At 57.0% G+C, this 17,376-nt stretch carries 18 protein-coding genes, 3 tRNA genes and 1 pseudogene; 15 read left to right on the top strand and 7 right to left on the bottom strand.

The window, feature by feature from the left end:
• Positions 1-189: 189 nt before the first annotated feature.
• Complete coding sequence (locus A6M21_RS04495) at positions 190-1,167, bottom strand: polysaccharide deacetylase family protein (protein ID WP_066666696.1); 978 nt, start codon at positions 1,165-1,167, stop codon at positions 190-192.
• 58 nt (positions 1,168-1,225) lie between these two features.
• Positions 1,226-2,032, bottom strand: a complete 807-nt coding sequence (locus A6M21_RS04490) for an undecaprenyl-diphosphate phosphatase (RefSeq protein ID WP_066666695.1) — start codon at positions 2,030-2,032, stop codon at positions 1,226-1,228.
• Between the two features lie 362 nt (positions 2,033-2,394).
• On the opposite strand from A6M21_RS04490, the gene A6M21_RS04485 reads away from it, so the two are divergent.
• The 10 genes from A6M21_RS04485 to A6M21_RS04440 all read left to right on the top strand — a co-directional run bounded on the left by A6M21_RS04485 (position 2,395) and on the right by A6M21_RS04440 (position 10,955).
• Complete coding sequence (locus tag A6M21_RS04485) at positions 2,395-3,222, top strand: LysM peptidoglycan-binding domain-containing protein (RefSeq protein WP_066666694.1); 828 nt, start codon at positions 2,395-2,397, stop codon at positions 3,220-3,222.
• Between the two features lie 276 nt (positions 3,223-3,498).
• Entirely contained in the window at positions 3,499-3,801 is a 303-nt protein-coding gene (locus A6M21_RS04480) for a transcriptional regulator (protein ID WP_345788079.1), read from the top strand.
• Between the two features lie 18 nt (positions 3,802-3,819).
• Complete coding sequence (locus A6M21_RS04475) at positions 3,820-4,239, top strand: ATP-binding protein (protein WP_345788080.1); 420 nt, start codon at positions 3,820-3,822, stop codon at positions 4,237-4,239.
• Positions 4,240-4,241: 2 nt separating this feature from the next.
• Positions 4,242-5,573: a [Fe-Fe] hydrogenase large subunit C-terminal domain-containing protein gene (locus A6M21_RS04470; RefSeq protein WP_066666698.1), complete on the top strand. Its 1,332-nt coding sequence runs from the start codon at positions 4,242-4,244 to the stop codon at positions 5,571-5,573.
• Positions 5,557-5,916 (top strand): DRTGG domain-containing protein, encoded by a 360-nt coding sequence (locus tag A6M21_RS04465; protein WP_066666691.1) that lies wholly within the window; start codon positions 5,557-5,559, stop codon positions 5,914-5,916. The genes A6M21_RS04470 and A6M21_RS04465 overlap by 17 nt, the downstream gene beginning before the upstream one ends.
• Positions 5,917-5,979: 63 nt before the next feature.
• Entirely contained in the window at positions 5,980-6,462 is a 483-nt protein-coding gene (nuoE, locus tag A6M21_RS04460) for an NADH-quinone oxidoreductase subunit NuoE (RefSeq protein WP_066666690.1), read from the top strand.
• A gap of 24 nt (positions 6,463-6,486) precedes the next feature.
• Complete coding sequence (locus tag A6M21_RS04455; RefSeq protein ID WP_066666697.1) at positions 6,487-7,068, top strand: ATP-binding protein; 582 nt, start codon at positions 6,487-6,489, stop codon at positions 7,066-7,068.
• Complete coding sequence (locus A6M21_RS04450) at positions 7,043-7,405, top strand: (2Fe-2S) ferredoxin domain-containing protein (protein ID WP_066666689.1); 363 nt, start codon at positions 7,043-7,045, stop codon at positions 7,403-7,405. Before A6M21_RS04455 ends, A6M21_RS04450 begins: the two co-directional genes overlap by 26 nt.
• 13 nt (positions 7,406-7,418) lie before the next feature.
• Positions 7,419-9,212 carry an NADH-quinone oxidoreductase subunit NuoF gene (gene nuoF, locus A6M21_RS04445; RefSeq protein WP_066666688.1) on the top strand — a complete coding sequence of 598 codons (1,794 nt, stop codon included), beginning with the start codon at positions 7,419-7,421 and terminating at the stop codon, positions 9,210-9,212.
• An 18-nt stretch (positions 9,213-9,230) separates the two neighbouring features.
• Positions 9,231-10,955 (top strand): NADH-dependent [FeFe] hydrogenase, group A6, encoded by a 1,725-nt coding sequence (locus A6M21_RS04440; protein WP_066666687.1) that lies wholly within the window; start codon positions 9,231-9,233, stop codon positions 10,953-10,955.
• Positions 10,956-11,013: 58 nt separating this feature from the next.
• Here the strand turns inward: A6M21_RS04440 and A6M21_RS04435 are convergent, their stop codons facing one another.
• Both A6M21_RS04435 and A6M21_RS04430 read right to left on the bottom strand, forming a co-directional pair.
• On the bottom strand, positions 11,014-11,928 hold the full coding sequence (locus A6M21_RS04435; RefSeq protein ID WP_066666686.1) for a selenium metabolism-associated LysR family transcriptional regulator: 915 nt from the start codon (positions 11,926-11,928) through the stop codon (positions 11,014-11,016).
• Between the two features lie 91 nt (positions 11,929-12,019).
• Entirely contained in the window at positions 12,020-12,232 is a 213-nt protein-coding gene (locus A6M21_RS04430; protein ID WP_066666685.1) for a 4Fe-4S binding protein, read from the bottom strand.
• A gap of 136 nt (positions 12,233-12,368) precedes the next feature.
• Between A6M21_RS04430 and A6M21_RS18635 the strand changes: the two genes are divergently transcribed.
• A complete protein-coding gene (locus A6M21_RS18635; protein WP_161486002.1) occupies positions 12,369-12,533 on the top strand; it encodes a hypothetical protein in 165 nt (54 codons plus the stop codon).
• Between the two features lie 208 nt (positions 12,534-12,741).
• Here A6M21_RS18635 and A6M21_RS04425 read toward each other — a convergent pair.
• The 3 genes from A6M21_RS04425 to A6M21_RS04415 form a co-directional block, all read right to left on the bottom strand.
• Positions 12,742-12,817: transfer RNA gene (locus A6M21_RS04425), tRNA-Lys, on the bottom strand.
• Positions 12,818-12,824: 7 nt separating this feature from the next.
• Positions 12,825-12,910, bottom strand: a tRNA-Tyr gene (locus A6M21_RS04420).
• Positions 12,911-13,006: 96 nt separating this feature from the next.
• A tRNA-Pro gene (locus A6M21_RS04415) sits at positions 13,007-13,084 on the bottom strand.
• A gap of 306 nt (positions 13,085-13,390) precedes the next feature.
• Here A6M21_RS04415 and A6M21_RS04405 point away from each other — a divergent pair.
• The 4 genes and pseudogenes from A6M21_RS04405 to A6M21_RS04390 all read left to right on the top strand — a co-directional run.
• Positions 13,391-13,705 (top strand): phasin family protein, encoded by a 315-nt coding sequence (locus A6M21_RS04405; RefSeq protein WP_151191799.1) that lies wholly within the window; start codon positions 13,391-13,393, stop codon positions 13,703-13,705.
• 304 nt (positions 13,706-14,009) lie between these two features.
• Positions 14,010-14,798, top strand: coding sequence for an ATP-binding protein (locus A6M21_RS04400; protein ID WP_066666682.1), 789 nt, complete (start codon positions 14,010-14,012; stop codon positions 14,796-14,798).
• A gap of 161 nt (positions 14,799-14,959) precedes the next feature.
• Positions 14,960-16,975, top strand: a complete 2,016-nt coding sequence (cooS, locus tag A6M21_RS04395) for an anaerobic carbon-monoxide dehydrogenase catalytic subunit (protein ID WP_066666681.1) — start codon at positions 14,960-14,962, stop codon at positions 16,973-16,975.
• A 25-nt stretch (positions 16,976-17,000) separates the two neighbouring features.
• A pseudogene (locus tag A6M21_RS04390) lies at positions 17,001-17,376 on the top strand (acetyl-CoA decarbonylase/synthase complex subunit alpha/beta); the annotation flags it as partial.

The raw sequence follows: 17,376 nt of genomic DNA, 5'->3' as shown, positions 1-17,376 counted from the left end.
ATAGGGAAAATTGACCTCTATACAGGACCAGCTGACATTAAAAAAGCCGGCCCCGGGTAACCGGACAACCGGCGTGCGTTGAACGAACCCGCCGGCATGCCCGGCTTCCTCAGGTGCAAGCCCGTCACCGCGGCGGGCTTTCCCACGCTTTTCCCATTCCTTTTTGCTTTTCCCCTTCTTTGTAATCCGTCAGATCTCTCTTTTCAAATGTTTTTTGAGATTATAAATGACCGCATATTTCCTGATTTTGGCGTTCAGCAGGCGGGGGGAAATATCCGGGCCGCCGGCTTCAATGCGGTAAATGTGTGCCGGGTTGGTCCGGGGACCGTTCATGCCTTCCTGAATGGTATACAGGTAACGGTAACCCAACGATTGGGCGAGTTTAACCGTTTCCGGACTGGTCCAGCCGAAGGGCCAGGCCAGTTGATCCACCGGGCGGCCCAGTTTGTCCTGCAAGACTTCTTTGGCTTCCCGCAGGTCATAGCGCACACGCGTCCGGTATTCGGCCGGCGTCTCCCGGCGGTGTTCCCGCGGCAGCCAGACCGGGTAGGCCAGAGCCGGCGCTTTTTTCCCGCCGGGCACAATCACAGCGGCATAATGAGTGTTGTAGCTGTGCGAGTAGAAGCTCATGCCGTGTGCCTGCATTTCTTTCAATTGCGCCCAGCTCAACTTGGGTATCTGGTTCCCCTCCGGCCATCCGGCCACCGGCGCCCCGTGCGGGCCGATGGTGCCCACTATGACAAATTCCGTAGCCGGCATCTTATGGGCCAGCAACTGCGGATAAGCATACTTGTAAAAGGCCTCGTAGCCGTCATCAAAAGTGATCACCACCGCCTTGTCCGGTACGGTGGACTTGCCGGCCAGAAAACGGGCGAACTGCTCGGCCGGAATGACATGGTAACCTTCGCTGGCCAGCATGCTCAGATCGGCGTCAAACAAAGCCGGGGTGATGGTGCTTGAGCTTCTGGCGGTTTTGCTGATATCATGAAACATCAGCACCGCCACCAAATCATGGTAGGTAAAATTTTTTGATGGTGTGAAAAGCTGCGGCGGAATGGAGTTGATCAGTTTTTGCATGAGCAGTTCCCGTCTGTCATGTGCGGCCCAGAAGGCGACCGCCGCCAGGCAGACGACCAGTAGCGCCAGGGTGATGAAAAAGCGTTTCAAGCACGATCACTCCGATAACTTCTATAATTTATATTGCATTTATTGGCAGGCGCGCCGGTTAAAGCATGGTTCTGACAAACACCGCCAGGCCGATGAGCAGGCAATAATAAGCGAAAGGCCGCAGCGCCTGGATTTCGCGTTTTTTAAAATAGCGCATCAGAAAACAAACGCTCAAATAAGCTGCCACACCGGCCACCAGGCCGCCCAGCAGGGCCACACTCATCTGGGAGCGGCCGTATTTCATCATCTTGGGCACCTCAAGCACGCCGGCACCGAAAATAATCGGCGTGGCCAGCAAAAAGGCAAAGCGCGCCGACGCTTCGTGAGTAAAACCGTAAAGCAGGCCGCCCACCATGGTCACCCCGGAGCGGGAAAAGCCCGGAATGAGGGCCAGCGATTGGACCAGGCCGATGCCCAGTGCCTGCACCGGGCGCAGGCGGTCCAGTTCCTTGCGTCCCTTGCCGCGCAGTTTTTCGCCCAGCAGAAGCAACAGCCCGTTCACCATGAGAAAAAATGAGGCCGGCGCCGCATCGGGGAAGATGGCCCGGAATTTTTTCTCAAAAACGAATCCGATCAGCGCCGCCGGGATGGTCCCAATCACCACCATGAGCAGCAACCGCCGCCCGTTTTTCCGGCGGGCGTCGAATATCGAACAGAAAAAATCGTACCAGTCCCGCCAAAAGTAGAGGAGCAGTGCTATGGCCGTACCCAGATGAAGCATGACGATAAAAGGCAGGAAGGCCTCACGGTTGAAATTCCAGCCCAGCAGGTAAGGAACGATCACTCCGTGGCCCACGCTGCTGATCGGGAACAATTCCGTGGCCCCCTGGGTAACGGCAAGAATCAGCGCCTGCAGCAAATGCATAAAAATAGCCCCCCCGGGGTGCTTCGTTTTATCGATCTTTAATAATTTTCGTGCTCCAAAGACAAAGTCCTACCGCCGCTAAATTAAATTTCTATTAAAAAGTGCGGGCAAAACAGGCCCGGGCAGGTTTATTGCTTTGAGCCGTCTTTTTGTTTCCGCCCGGCTTGACTTCGGGCGGGAGATCCGTCCCAGGCGGAAAAGGGAAAGAAGTAGAAAATAAAATAAGCCTGTCGACCGATGTAAAATAACACCAATCACGTTATTATATTAATCAAAAGATTGTCCAAATAAGTCACAACATTTATCTGCCGCCTCCAGCCCGGATGCGGAACAAACAAACTGAGCGGGGAGGATTATACATTATGCGCAAGTTGGCTCTTGCTTTCCTTTTGTTTGCCCTGGCAGCGGCGCCGGCTCTGCCTGCTGCAGCCGCACCACAATGGACCGTCTTCGCAGTGGACAAGACCTACTACCTTCAGGACGGCCGGCAGGTGAAAATGGACAGCGCACCCTTTGTCGCCGGAGGGCGCACTTACCTGCCCATTCGCTATCTGGCCTACGCCCTGGGCATCACGGATGGCGACATCCGCTGGGACGGCCGGGCACAGTTGCTGACTTTGATCAAGGGCGCCTATACGGTAACCCTGCGGGTGGGGAGCAAAACCCTTTATTCCAGCAGCGGCAAAGTGAGTATGGATGCAGCGCCGGTGAGCAAAAACGGACATGTCTACCTGCCGGCCGCTTATGTAGCCGCGGCCTTCGGCTACCGGCTGGACTGGAATCCGGCGGATATGAGCGTGACGGTTGCCCCGCGGGAAACAACATTTTTATCCGCGCCCTCCCGCGGTGCCGTTGCGGACCTGCGTTCCGGCCAATATGTGGTTCAATCCGGGGATTCCCTGCTGCTCATCGCCAGGCGGTTCGGTTTGTCCATAAGCGATCTGCTGGCTGCCAACGCACAAGTCAATGATGCGAATCATATTTACCCCGGGCAGGTTCTGAACATTCCGGCCGGCGTTACCCGCCACGTGGTTGCCCGCGGTGAGACGCTGTCGCAGATTGCCGCCGATTATCATATTCCCCCGCAGGAGATCATGAATTTCAATCCCCAGATCAAGCGGGCCGATCTGCTTTATCCCGGTCAGATTCTTTTGCTGCCCGATCAAAGTGCGCTGGCCGCATATTATTAGGAACGGCATATACTGACAACCCGGACCGCCCGATCGACGGTCCGGGATTTTTTATTTCGCTACATGAAAACGCAATTCCGGTCAAAAAATACCATCGGCAAAAAAATAAAAATATATATTGATTTTCTGAAAAGATGTATTATTATATTATAAGCGATATGAATGATATGCAATAATTATAACTTATAATAATTCCGGTTGAACCTAAATTTTTCTTATGGCAGGTGAGCGGCAATTAAACTTGCACATGTTTGCCAGTTGCTGGATGCGGAAGTTTTGCTGGGAACGGAAATGCTTGACGAAATCGAGGTCAATTCCGGTTTCGGCTGTGATTTGATCAGTGATTCACTTTGCTTCGCCCGGCCGGGCTGTTTATTGCTGACCGGACTGACCAACAGCCAGATCATCCGCATCTGCGAGATGATTGAAGCCCTGGCCATTGTTTTCGTCCGCGGTAAAATACCTTCCCCGGAAGTAATTGCGCAGGCGAAGAAAAGAGGCATACCTTTGCTTTCGACCCGCCTGTTCCTGTTTGAAGGTTGCGGCAAGCTTTATCAGGCCGGATTACGCAGTTCGTAAGGTGGGATAGCATTGCAAATGCAGTTCGCCGTCGCAGGCATGGATTTCGGCCGGGCCGGTGACGCCACCGCCAGGATTAAAAAAACGCTGCAACTAGCCGGCATGGAGGCTTCGACCATCCGCAAGGTGGTTATCGTGGCTTATGAGGCTGAACTGAACATCGTCATTCACGCCTACCGCGGTACCTTGAGCGCCACTGTCAGCCCGGAGCAGGTAAAAATTGAGGCTGTGGATGAAGGGCCGGGCATTAACGATATCGCACTGGCCATGCAGGAAGGATATTCCACCGCGCCGCCCCACATCCGGGAAATGGGTTTCGGTGCCGGCATGGGGTTGCCCAATATCCGGAAGAATGCCGATAAATTGAACATTCAGTCGGAAATCAATCACGGCACCAGATTGACTGCGGTTGTTTATAATCATCAAAAGTTGGGATGAAGATGCAAAAATATTTCCATTCCGTAAAACTGGATGAACAAAAATGCAAGGGCTGCACCAATTGCATCAAACACTGTCCCACCGAGGCCATCCGGGTGCGCGAGGGCAAAGCGCGCATCATTGAAGAACGCTGCATCGACTGCGGCGAGTGCATCCGGGTGTGCCCCAATCAGGCCAAGCTGGCCCTGACAGACGGCCTGGAAAAATTACAAGGCTATGATTACAAAATCGCCCTGCCGGCACCTTCCTTTTACGGCCAGTTCAAGCCGGAGGTTTCCCCGTCCTCCGTACTCGGCGCACTGCTGGAAATTGGTTTTGACGACATCTTCGAAGTGCCGGTGGCCGCCGAAGCTGTTTCCCGGGCCATCTCCGCCCACCTGCAACAAGAGCATCCACGCCCTTCGATTTCTTCCGCCTGTCCGGCCGTGGTCCGGCTGATGCAGGTGCGTTTCCCCGCCCTTTTGGAACATTTGGTCCCGATGGAATCGCCGATGGAAATTGCCGGCCGCCTGGCCCGGGAACGCGCCGTCCGGGAAAAGGGACTGCCGCCGGAGAAAATCGGCGTTTTCTTTATCACACCCTGTCCGGCCAAAGTAACGGCGGTAAAGCAGCCTTTCGGCGGCAGTTCGAGCGTGGACGGAGCCATTTCGATGACTGAAATTTACGGCAGGGTGCTGCGCCGGTTGGAAGGCCGCCCGGTACGGACAATCGACCCGCAATCCTCCGGTCTGGGCATCGGTTGGGGCAGCGCGGGCGGCGAAAACGAAGCGGTAAAAACAGGCTCGCTACTGGCCGTGGACGGAATCCACAGTGTGATCGGCGTGCTGGAGGAAATTGAACGGGGCGGACTGGACGACATTGATTACCTGGAAGCCCAGGCCTGTACCGGCGGCTGCATCGGCGGTCCGCTGGTACCGCAAAACCCGTTTGTAGTCCGGGTGCGCATGCGCAACCTGGTTAAAAAGCACGGTTCCCGGTCAAAGGCAGAATTTCCCGGCAATCTTGACTTCTACCGCCTGCAGGCGCCCATACGTCCCCGCCCGGTGCTCAAACTGGCCGATGATGTAGAACTGGCCCTGACCCGGCTGGAGGAAGCAGAAAAAATCGCCGCCGAACTCCCCGGCCTTGATTGCGGCTCCTGCGGCTCACCCAGTTGCCGGGCGCTGGCGGAAGACATTGTTCAGGGCTATGCCCAGCGCAGCTATTGCATTTTTGAATTGAGGCAGCGCCTACAGATACTGGCTGCCGAAATGGTGGAACTGTCCCACAAGCCGCCGCCGGCCATGGGCAGGGAATGGAAACAATCCCGGGAAGGCGGTGGTCACAACGGTTAGTTGGGATGAATTATGCCGGGAATTGGAATTGACACTGCATACAAGCCGTCTCACCCTGTGCCGCCGGATCAGCGGCGCCTATTGCGGCGACCTGCTCAGTGACGTGCTGGCGCATGCCCGGCCGGGCAGCCTGTGGATTACCATCCAGAAGCACCGCAATGTGATCGCGGTGTCCTCCCTGGCCGGACTGAGCGGGGTAATCGTCACGGGCGGCCGGGAACCAAACCCGGATACGCTGGAAAGCGCGGAAAAAGAGCTGCTCCCTGTATTTTCCACCCCGCTGGACAATTTTACGGCCGCCGGCCGGTTGTTCGGCCTGCTGGCCCGGGATGGCAAAACCTAAAATTTGCCCGGTTGCGCCACCGCACCGGGATTCAAACCAGGAACATTTCAAGGAGGTTATCACATGGTTGACAGCAAGGAATGGGAAGAGTTGCTGGCCCGTCACCGGGACCAGCCGGCGGCATTGATTCAAGTGCTGCACCGGGCGCAGGAGATGCACGGCTACCTGCCCAGGGAAGTGCTGAAAGAGATTTCCGCCGCTCTTAATGTCCCTTTGAGCAAGGTCTACGGTGTGGTTTCGTTTTACTCGTTCTTTACCACCAGTCCGAAAGGCCGGCACCAGATCAGCCTGTGCAAGGGAACAGCCTGCTATGTGCGCGGCACCAATCAACTGCTCGATCAGTTGGAAAGGGAACTGGGCTTGAAACCCGGCGAAACAACCGCGGACGGGGAATTTTCCCTTTCCGTGGTGCGCTGCCTGGGCGCCTGCGGTCTGGGTCCGGTGATGATGATTGATGATGATGTATACGCCCGGGTGGTACCGGAAAGGCTGGCTCAAATCCTGGACAATTACCGGTTGGCGGGAAGGCAGGCCAAAGGGGCTTAAGTATCACCGGAAAGGGGAATGGACATGGAGGAGCTGGCCGAGCACATTCTGGACATTGCCCGGAACTCCATTGAAGCCGGGGCGACCAGGCTGACCATTGCTGTGGCCGAGGATACGGAAGAGAATTACTGCTGCCTGAGCGTGGTGGATAACGGCGCCGGCATGGCCCGGGAACTGGTGCGCCGGCTGATGGATCCTTTCTTTACCACCAAAAGCGGCAAAAAGGTCAAAGTGGGTTTGGGCCTGCCCCTGCTGAAAGACGCGGTGGAAAGATGCGGCGGCCGAATGGAGGTACATAGCGCGCCCGGGCGGGGCACCCGGGTGACGGCCGAATTTCCCTACCACCACCTGGACCGCGCTCCGCTGGGCGATATAGCCGGAACAATCGCCACCCTGCTGGCGGGCAACAACCACCTGGACATTTTCTACCGTTATAATTTCAACGGCCGGGAGATGTACCTGGACACGCGTGAAATACGGGCCAGGCTCAGGGGTGTGCCGCTGGACACGCCGGAAGTTTTAATCTGGCTGCGTCAGTATTTATCGGAAAACGAGGAAATTTTACACGGAGGTGAAGATTATGAAATCGCTCGACGAGCTGGATAAGCTGCGGGAAAAATTACAGGCGGAAATGCGCATCCGGGAAGGACAGCCGGATACCAGGGTGACTGTGGCCATGGGCACCTGCGGTATCGCCGCCGGCGCCCGGGAAGTAGTCACCGCCCTGCTGGAGGAAATGAAAAAACGCAACGTCAAAGGGGTGACCATCACCCAGACGGGATGCGCCGGATTGTGCCATTACGAACCGCTGGTGGAAGTGGAAGTCCCCGGCGGCGAACGGGTCACCTATGTGCACGTGGATGGCGACAAGGCACGGGAAATTGTCCTGGAGCACCTGGTTAACGGGCAAATCATCAAGGAATGGACGATTCTCAAGAAGTAGGAGGATTTGGTCAATGGAACTCTACAGGTCGCATGTACTGGTTTGCGCGGGGGCCGGTTGTATTTCCTCGGACTGCCAGGCCGTAAAAAAATCCCTGCTGGACAGTATAAACCGTCTCAAGCTGGACAAGGAAGTAAAAGTGGTGGAAACCGGCTGTATGGGTCCCTGTGATCAGGGCCCGGTGATGGTTGTTTATCCGGAGGGAGTATTTTACCGCCGTTTAAAACCGGCCGATGCGGTGGAGATTGCCGAAGAGCACCTGCTAAAAGGGCGCGTGGTCAAGCATCTGATTTACCAGACGCCGGAAACCGGCAGCGCCGCCCTGACTTTCGAACAGATCGACTTCTTCAACAAGCAGACCCGTATTGCTTTGCGCAACACAGGCATCATCAATCCCGAATCGGTGGAAGAATACATCGCCCGTAACGGCTACCAGGCGCTGGGCCGGGTCTTGTCCAAGATGACGCCGGAAGAAGTGATTGACCTGGTTAAGAAGTCGGGCCTGCGGGGTCGCGGCGGGGCCGGCTTTCCCACCGGTTTGAAGTGGGAATTTTCCGCCCGCGCACAGGGAAAACCCAAATATGTGGTCTGCAACGCCGACGAGGGCGACCCCGGCGCTTTCATGGACCGCAGCATCCTGGAGGGGGACCCGCACAGCGTGCTTGAGGCGATGGCCATCTGCGGATACGCCACCGGGGCCGGTCAGGGATATGTCTATGTACGCGCCGAATATCCCCTGGCCGTACAAAGGCTGAATCTGGCGATCAGGAAGGCACGGGAGTACGGGCTGCTGGGGGAAAACATTTTTGGCACCGGGTTTGGTTTTGACGTGGAAATCCGGGTGGGGGCCGGCGCTTTTGTTTGCGGTGAAGAAACGGCGCTGCTGGCCTCCATAGAAGGACGGCGCGGCGAGCCGCGGCCCAAACCGCCCTTCCCGGCCCAGGGAGGACTGTGGGGCAAACCCACCGTGATCAACAATGTGGAAACCTGGGCCAATATCCCGCCGATTATTTTAAACGGCGCGGACTGGTTTGCCGGTATCGGCACGGAGAAAAGCAAAGGGACCAAAGTTTTCGCCCTGGCCGGCAAGGTGAACAACACCGGCCTGGTGGAAGTACCCATGGGCACCACCCTGCGGGAGATCATCTTCGATATTGGCGGGGGCATCCCCAACGGCAAGAAATTCAAGGCCGCCCAGACCGGCGGTCCCTCCGGCGGCTGCATCCCGGCCAAACACCTGGATGTGCCGGTGGATTATGAATCGTTGACCGAACTGGGGGCAATCATGGGCTCCGGCGGTCTGATCATCATGGATGAAGATACCTGTATGGTCGACCTGGCCCGCTTTTTTGTGGAGTTCGTGCAGGACGAGTCCTGTGGCAAATGTTCCCCCTGCCGCATCGGGACCCGGCGGATGCTGGAGATTCTTGACCGCATCACCAAGGGACGGGGCAGGGACGGCGATATTGAACTGCTGGAGGAACTGGGCCGGGGAATCAAGGCGGGCGCACTGTGCGGACTGGGACAAACGGCGCCCAATCCGGTATTGAGCACCATCCGTCACTTCCGGGAAGAATACGAGGCACACATCTACCAGCACCGCTGTCCGGCCGGCGTCTGCAAGGCACTGACCGTTTATGTCATTGACGAAGAAAAATGCACCGGCTGCGGGCGCTGTGCCGTGGTCTGCCCGGCGGGCGCCGTTTCCGGGGTAAAGAAACAACCGCATCACATCGATCCGGAAAAATGCCTCAAGTGCGGCACCTGCATGGAGAAGTGCAAATTCCAGGCCATTCATACCCTGTAGCCATTTGGAGGGAACAACATGTCATCAGTTAATTTAACCATTGACGGAAAACCGGTGCAGGCGGAAGCGGACGCCACCATCCTGGAAACCGCCCGGCGGGCGGGAATAAAAATCCCCACTCTTTGTTACCTGGAGGAATTGAATGTAATCGGCGCCTGCCGTCTCTGCCTGGTCCGGGTGGAAGGCGCCCGGGCGCTGCAACCGGCCTGTGTGGCCCGCGTGGCCGAGGGTATGGTGGTGCGCACCAACACTCCGGATGTTCTGCAGGCACGCCGGTTGAACCTGGAATTGATTCTGTCCAACCACCCGCGGGAATGCCTGACCTGCCCGCGCAATAACAATTGTGAACTGCAGCAGCTGGCTGCTGATTTCGGACTGGAGGAAATCCGCTTTGAAGGTGAAATCACCCCTTACCCCGTGGACGACTCCAGCCCCGCCCTGGTGCGCGACCCGCGCAAATGCGTGCTCTGCCGGCGCTGCGTGGCCGTTTGCGAGCAGGTGCAGGGGGTAAGCGCCATTTCCGTGCAGGAACGTGGTTTCAACACCATCGTAGCGCCGGCCTTTCTGGATCCGTTGGGATCGGTGGCCTGTGTCAACTGCGGACAGTGCGCGCTGGTCTGCCCTACGGCGGCCATTCACGAAAAGGACCAGACGGCCGCGGTTTGGGCCGCGCTGGCCGACCCGCAAAAACACGTGGTGGTGCAGACCGCCCCGGCGGTACGGGTGAGCATCGGCGAAATGTTCGGCCTGAAGCCGGGCGAAGTGGTCACCGGCAAACTGGTGGCGGCTTTAAGACATTTGGGCTTCGACCGGGTCTTCGACACCGACTTCAGCGCCGACCTGACCATCATGGAAGAGGGCAGTGAGCTGCTTTCCCGCCTCAAGGAAGGCGGCCGGCTGCCTTTAATCACCTCCTGCAGTCCGGGCTGGATTAAATTCATCGAACACTTCTATCCCGCCTTGTTATCCAATTTATCCACCTGCAAATCGCCGCAGCAGATGTTCGGCGCGCTGGCCAAAACTTACTACGCACAAAAAGCCGGCATCGATCCGGCGGATATCTTTGTGGTCTCAATCATGCCCTGCACGGCGAAAAAGTTCGAGGCCGGCCGGCCGGAAATGAACAGCAGCGGGTATCAGGATGTGGATGTGGTGCTGACCACCCGGGAACTGGGCAAGATGCTCAAGCAGGCCGGGGTTGATTTTGACTCCTTGAGCGAAGAGGAATACGACGACCCGCTGGGTATTTCCACCGGCGCCGGCGTGATCTTCGGCGCCACCGGCGGGGTGATGGAAGCTGCGCTGCGTACGGCTTACGAACTGGTTACCGGGGAAACGCTGGAACCGGTAGACTTTACTGCGGTTAGAGGCATGGCGGGGGTGAAAGAAGCCGCCGTGAACCTGAACGGCACAGAATTGAAACTGGCCGTGGCCCACGGGCTGGGCAACGCCCGGAAAGTGCTGGATGCAGTGTCTAGTGGAGAGAAGACTTTTCATTTTATTGAAATCATGTGCTGCCCCGGCGGCTGTATCGGTGGCGGCGGGCAGCCCATTCCCACCAACACGGAAATACGGGCCAAACGCATCGCCGGCATTTACCGGGCCGACCGGGAGATGCCCCGGCGCAAGTCACACGAAAACCCCGCCGTGCAGGCACTTTACAAGGAGTTCCTGGAACAGCCCCTGGGGTACAAGTCCCATGAATTGTTGCACACACATTACGAACCAAGGGGGCAGTTTTAAAACCAGTCCCGCCTGTTTTCACAGTAGACCTTCCTTTCCAGGCGAAAGGAAGGTTTTTTTATTCACCCAGCAGGCGTTGACAGGTATCCCGGTCCTGGATGAATTCCCGGAAAGTGTTCACCGTCAGGTTGCTGGCCGGCGGTTGGTGAGTCCAGGCCAGGTAAAAGGTCTGCTTCAGCTGCCAGCCCGGTACCGTCAGTTCCTTCACCCGGCCGGCGGCGCGGGCGTCGGCGGCGGCGCGGCGGGAAACCACCCCGGTGCCCAGACCGGCGCCCGCCGCTCTGATGATCGCCTGGCTACTGCCCAATTCCAACACGGACGGAAAGTCCTGCAGCGAAATATTGTGCTCCGCCAGTTTGCTTTCCAAAACCTGACGGGTACCGGAATCCTGTTCCCGGATCAGCAGCGGTTCACGGGTGACTTCCTCCAGATTCACCTGATTGCCGGCCAGGGGATGCCAGCCCGGTACAATGAAAACCAGCTGTTCCTCCAGCCAGGGGTAATAACGGATGCCTTCCCCGGCGGCAGTCAGGCCCAGGATGCCCAAATCGACTTCCCGTTCCTGCAGCCAGCGTAAGATCACCGCGTTGCTTCCCACCCGCAGGGTGACGCGCACACCCGGATATTGCTCGCGGAAGGCGCCGATGAAAACGGGCAACAGGCATTCCCCGGGCACGTCGGTGGCGCCCAGAATCAGGTGGCCGCTCTTCAAACCCCGCAATTCATCCACCACCGCCCTGATTTTGCGGTAATGACGGAGCATCTGCCTGGCCTCGGGATAAAGCAGGCGGCCGGCTTCGGTCAGCACCACCTTTTTTTCCGTCCGTTCCAGCAGGGTGACTTGCAGCTCTTCTTCCAGGGCTTTGATTTGAAAGCTCACCGCCGGTTGGCTCATGCCCAGTTGCCCGGCGGCGCGGGTGAAATTGCGCAATTCGGCCACCAGCAGGAAGGCTTCCAACTGTTTTAAATTCATGCACACACGTCCTTAAAAGCGTTAAAGAACAGCGGTTAAACAAAAGGACACGGCATGCCGTGTCCCCGCAGGGTAATTGCAGTTGTTCCGCTCAGGCGGGGTTGTTCACCCGGGAAATGGCGCCGGCCGGACAGGCCCGGAAGCAACGGCCGCAACGGGTACAATTATCCAGATTGATATTATAATGCACCGTCTCGTCGATATAAATGCCGTCGTCCCGGCATTCCAGCTCGCATGCCGCACAGGACATGCAGGCGCCGGCGTCAATCTGGTAATTGAATTTGAACTTTTTCTTCTCGGCCAAAGGAACCTCCCCCTTTTAAAGAAACATTTGCTTGTAATTTTCTACGGGCGGGGGAAAAATCCTGCCTTGCCTGTTTAAAATAATTTATTTTCCACCAAGGTAAAATAGTATCAACCGGAAAAGGAGGAATGCGGACTTGGACGAGCAAAAAGAAAACAGGCACAAAGTGCAGGGAGTAATCCTCAACTACCGCGTACCCGGCAGCAACCGGCGCGGCTACAAACCGGTCTGGGAGACGGGCGCGGCTGCAGCAAGCAAAAGGCGCTCCCGCCGGACCGGGACAAACAGACCGGCCACATAAAAGCCGGGCGGGAAGAAGGCACAAACCGGTCGTATTTCGCAGACAATCGAGGGGCGGCGCAAAAACCGGATGCCGTTTCGGGCAAAAAGAAAAGCCCCTTATTAAGGGCAATCGATGGTTTCTTACACCGGGGTAGCGACCCCGGCTTTTTTCTGGTTGAGGTAAGATTGTCGTAAAACCGTACCAACCGTACCCTGAAACCCTTGTCTGGTGGGCCATGAGGGAATCGAACCCCCAACCTTGCGATTAAGAGTCGCCTGCTCTACCAGTTGAGCTAATGGCCCATAATGCTGGTGGAGGGGGTAGGATTCGAACCTACGAAGGCGACAGCCGGCAGATTTACAGTCTGCTCCCTTTAGCCACTCGGGAACCCCTCCGTATTTTATCTTCAGTGATCAGCCGTCATTTTAGCGCAAACTCACTTACGCCTTCCTCTCTTCCGGCTTCTGACATCCGGCTTCTGACTTCTGAAATGGTCGGGATGGAGGGATTTGAACCCCCGGCCTCTTGCTCCCAAGGCAAGCGCGCTAGCCAAACTGCGCCACATCCCGCAGTAATATTTATTATAGCCCGAATCATGCATGTCCGTCAAGGGTATATGCTGACAAAAAAATGTCCAGCTTGCGCTGGACGGGGAGAGATAGAACTCACCAAAGCGGAGTATTCATATTATCTCCCCGCTTTGCCCCGATTATACTTTTTAAAATAAATTTAATCCCAGGGTGGTGACGGCCGCGTCGTCCGCATAAACAAGGTTCCCGGGAAAGCGGTTGATGAATATTTTCAACCCGGGTGTAATAAAAGGGCCGGGCTGTGTTATACTGGAATCAGAATCAAGCGGGAGGAGGTGCAAAGCAGTGTTTAAAACAGCCAGGAAGATAATGCTGGCCGGCATCGGGGCCGCGGCATTGACCAGGGAAAAGGCGGAGTTGGTGGTCAAGGAACTGTCCGACCGGGGGCAGGCAAGCAACGACGAAACCAAAAACATGGTTCGGGATTTAATCAACAAGGGCGAACAGGAGCGGAACACACTGGTTGCAGCCATCCGCCGGGAAATATTCAACCTGCGCGATGAACTGGGCCTGGCCACCAGGCAGGATCTGGCCGGGCTGAGCGCCCGGCTCGACCGGTTGGAGGAACGGTTGGCCCAAAAACAAGACCGCACGGAGTAAATTACCTCCGGGACAAGCCCGGAGGCTTCTCCGCGAAAGTTTACTCATAATCATGGGTGGGTTTTCAGAGGCGGGGTTCTATAAATATTAGCTTAATCCTGCTCAAAACATTTTCTTTTTTTGAGCAGGAATTTTTTTAGATCTGTCGAAATCGTATCTTCAAAATTTTAAAAATAGATCGAGGATGCAGGAATCTGCCACAGCCGTGTAGAACCTTTAATCAACTGAAAAGTCGAGAAATTCCGCACCCCTGGAGTTGCCTGAAAGTATTGGCGAAAAACATGCTTATTCGAGGTGAATGTTCATGAAACTGGCCATCTCCGGAAAGGGTGGAGTGGGGAAAACAACCATCGCGGCGGCTTTAATCAAGTCCTTTGCCGAAACCCACCGCACAGTGTACGCCATTGACGGCGATCCGGATGCCTGTCTGGCCGCGGCAATCGGCATCCCGGAAGGAGTGGCCGCCGGCTTGAAACCGGTGGTGGAAATGCGGGACGCCATCCGGGCCAAAACCGGCGACGGCGCGTTTTATACTTTGAACCCCAAACTGGACGACGTTCTGGATGATTATTGCTACCAGTACAACAACATCAAGTTCCTGCGCATGGGCGGCGTCAAAAAAGGCGGCTCGGAATGCTACTGCCGGGAAAACACCTTCTTGCATGCCCTGATCACTTCATTGTTGCTGGACAGCAACGAAGTGGTGGTCATGGACATGGGAGCGGGCATTGAGCACCTGTCCCGGGGTACCGCCGGCGGGGTTGATCTGATGCTGGTGGTGGTGGAACCAAGCCGGAACAGTGTCAATACAGCCCGCCTGGTCAAGCAACTGGCCGCTGATCTGGGAATTGACAGGGTAAGGGTAATCGGCAATAAAATACGTTCAGCGAAAGAAAGGGAATTTATCGAAAACAGTTTCCAGCCCGGTGAGGTGCTGGGATTTATTGAGTTTAACGACACCATCTGGGACAGCGCCATGGAACCGAACTCAACGCCGGCGGGTGAGGAGTTGCTCAAAGGCATGAGGGAGGTGCGCGGGAAAATTTTGGGAGAGGCAGGTGGTAGTGCGCAGGGAGAGGAGAGACAGGGTTAGAATTACTTCGTTTTGAAAACGCGGGGAGAGGTTTTATTTATTTTTGCTTTTCCCGGCCTGTTGCAATCCAGCCGTTACAACCACGAACAGACGAACAGGCAGCTAGAGAGCGAAAGCCAACCAATTAGAGAGTTGACTTCACAACTAAGGAGGTTAAAGTAATGCCAAGGTTTAGAGATCCCGGCCATACCTGCCGGCCTTCCGACGCCCCGCGGGTAGTGGATCCGAAAGTGGTCAAGCGGTCCATTGACCCGGCGGTGCTGGAAATGATCGATGTAGCCAAAGAACGGGGAATGATCACCGCCTTCGACCGGGTGGTGGCCCAGCAGCCCCAGTGCCAGTTCGGCTACAAGGGAATCTGCTGCCGCTTCTGCATGGCCGGCCCGTGCCGGATCAAGGCGGAGGAAGGCCCGGCCAGCCGGGGCATTTGCGGCGCTTCCGTGTGGACCGTGGTGGCCCGCAGCGTCGGCCTGATGCTGCTCACCGGCGCCGCCTCCCACAGCGAACACGCCAGCCATATAGCGCATACACTGCATGAATTTGTGGAAGGGCACGCCCCCGATTACGGCATCAAGGATCCGGACAAACTGCGCCGGGTGGCCAAACGCGTGGGCATTGAAGTGGAAGGCAAGGACGACATCACCATCACCAAAGAACTGACCGCCGCAGCCATGGCCGACTACAGCCGCTTGAACGGCTTCGGTGAATCCACCTGGGTGCAGACCACCGTTACCGAAGGACGCCTGAACAAATTCCGCACCCATAATGTCATGCCCAGCGGCGTGTACAACACTATTTCCGACCTGGTCACCGAAGCGCACATCGGCATGGACAACGATCCGGTTAACATTATCTTCAGCGCCATCCGGGTGGCCCTGGGCGATTACGTGGGCATGCACGTGGGCACCGACCTGTCGGACGTCCTGTTCGGCACCCCGAAACCGGTGGTCAGTGAAGCCAACATGGGCGTCATTGATCCGTCCAAGGTAAACCTGGTGCTGCACGGACACAACCCCGTCCTGTCGGACATCATCGTACAGGCGGCGCGGGAAATGGAAGCCGAAGCCAAAGCCGCCGGCGCCACCGGCATCAACCTGATGGGCATCTGCTGCACCGGCAATGAAGTGCTCATGCGCCACGGCGTACCGCTGGTGACTTCCTTTGCCTCCCAGGAACTGGCCATCGCCACCGGATCAATCGACGGCATGGTGGTGGACGTGCAGTGCATAATGCCCTCCGTCCGCACCGCCGCCGAGTGCTTCCATACACTGATTATCACCACTTCGCCCATTGCCAAAATCCCGGGCTCCTATTACCTGGACTTCCAGACCGACAAGGCGCTGGAAAACGCCAAGGCGGCCATCCGCCTGACCATTGAAGCCTTCAAGCGGCGGGATCCGGACAAGGTGCACATCCCGCAGGTGAAGAACACCGTGGTGGCCGGTTGGAGCCTGGAGGCACTGTATGATTTGTTCCGCACCGTCAATCCGGACGAACCGGTAAAAGCACTCACCGACGCCATTATGGCCGGGGAAATCAAGGGTGTGGCCCTGCTGGCCGGCTGCAACAACTTGAAGCGTTTCCAGGATCATACCCACGACACCCTGGCCAAGGAACTGCTCAAGAACGACGTATTCGTGGTGGCCACCGGCTGCGCCGCCCAGGGCCTGGCCAAACTGGGCATGATGGCTCCGGAAGCGGTGGAGTTCGCCGGTGAAGGGTTGAAGAAGTTCCTGGCACGGATTAGTGAAAAGGCCAACCTGAGCACACCGCTGCCGCCCGTTTTCCACATGGGTTCCTGTGTGGACAACACCCGCGCCTCCGACCTGCTCATGGACATGGCCAACGCCATGGGTGTGGACACGCCAAAAGTACCTTTCGTCGCCTCCGCTCCCGAAGCCATGAGCGGCAAGGCCGTTTCCATCGGCACCTGGTTTGTGGCCATGGGTGTTCCGGTACATGTCGGCGCCATGCCGCCCGTGGAAGGCAGCGACCTGATTTACAGCATTATCACCCAGGTGGCCAGCGATGTTTACGGCGGCTACTTCATCTTTGAAATGGATCCCAACGTAGCTGCCAGCAAGATCTTGAGCGCGCTGGAATACCGCACCTGGAAACTGGGCGTGCACCGGGCCGTGGCTGAAGACATGGAAACCGCCCTGTGCCAGAACTATTAGAGCGGGAACGAAAGGGGGAGACAAAATGTCCGAGGAACTTAACTTCGACCAGATTTTTGAGGGCGTAATCGAGCCGGGCCGGGAGCCCAAAAAGCTCTTCCATGAAGTATACAACGGCGCCATCACCGCCGTCAGCTACGCCGAAATCCTGCTCAACCAGGCTATACGTAAATATGGCGCCAACCATCCGGTGGGCTACCCGGACACCGCCTACTACCTGCCGGTCATCCGCTGCCTGAGCGGCGAAGAAATCAAAACCCTGGGCGATTGCGTGCCGGTCTTGAACCGCGCCCGGGCGGCGATCAAAGAACGCTTCACCTTCGAAGACGCCCGCCAGGCCGGCGAATCCACCTGGTATGCGGCGGACATTATTGAAGCGGTGCGCTATCTGCAAAACACAC

Origin of the sequence: Desulfotomaculum copahuensis (assembly GCF_001655685.1) — a bacterium.
In the GTDB taxonomy this organism is placed as follows: Bacteria; Bacillota; Desulfotomaculia; order Desulfotomaculales; family Desulfovirgulaceae; genus Desulfotomaculum_G; species Desulfotomaculum_G copahuensis.
This window is presented reverse-complemented; position numbering and strand designations above follow the sequence as displayed.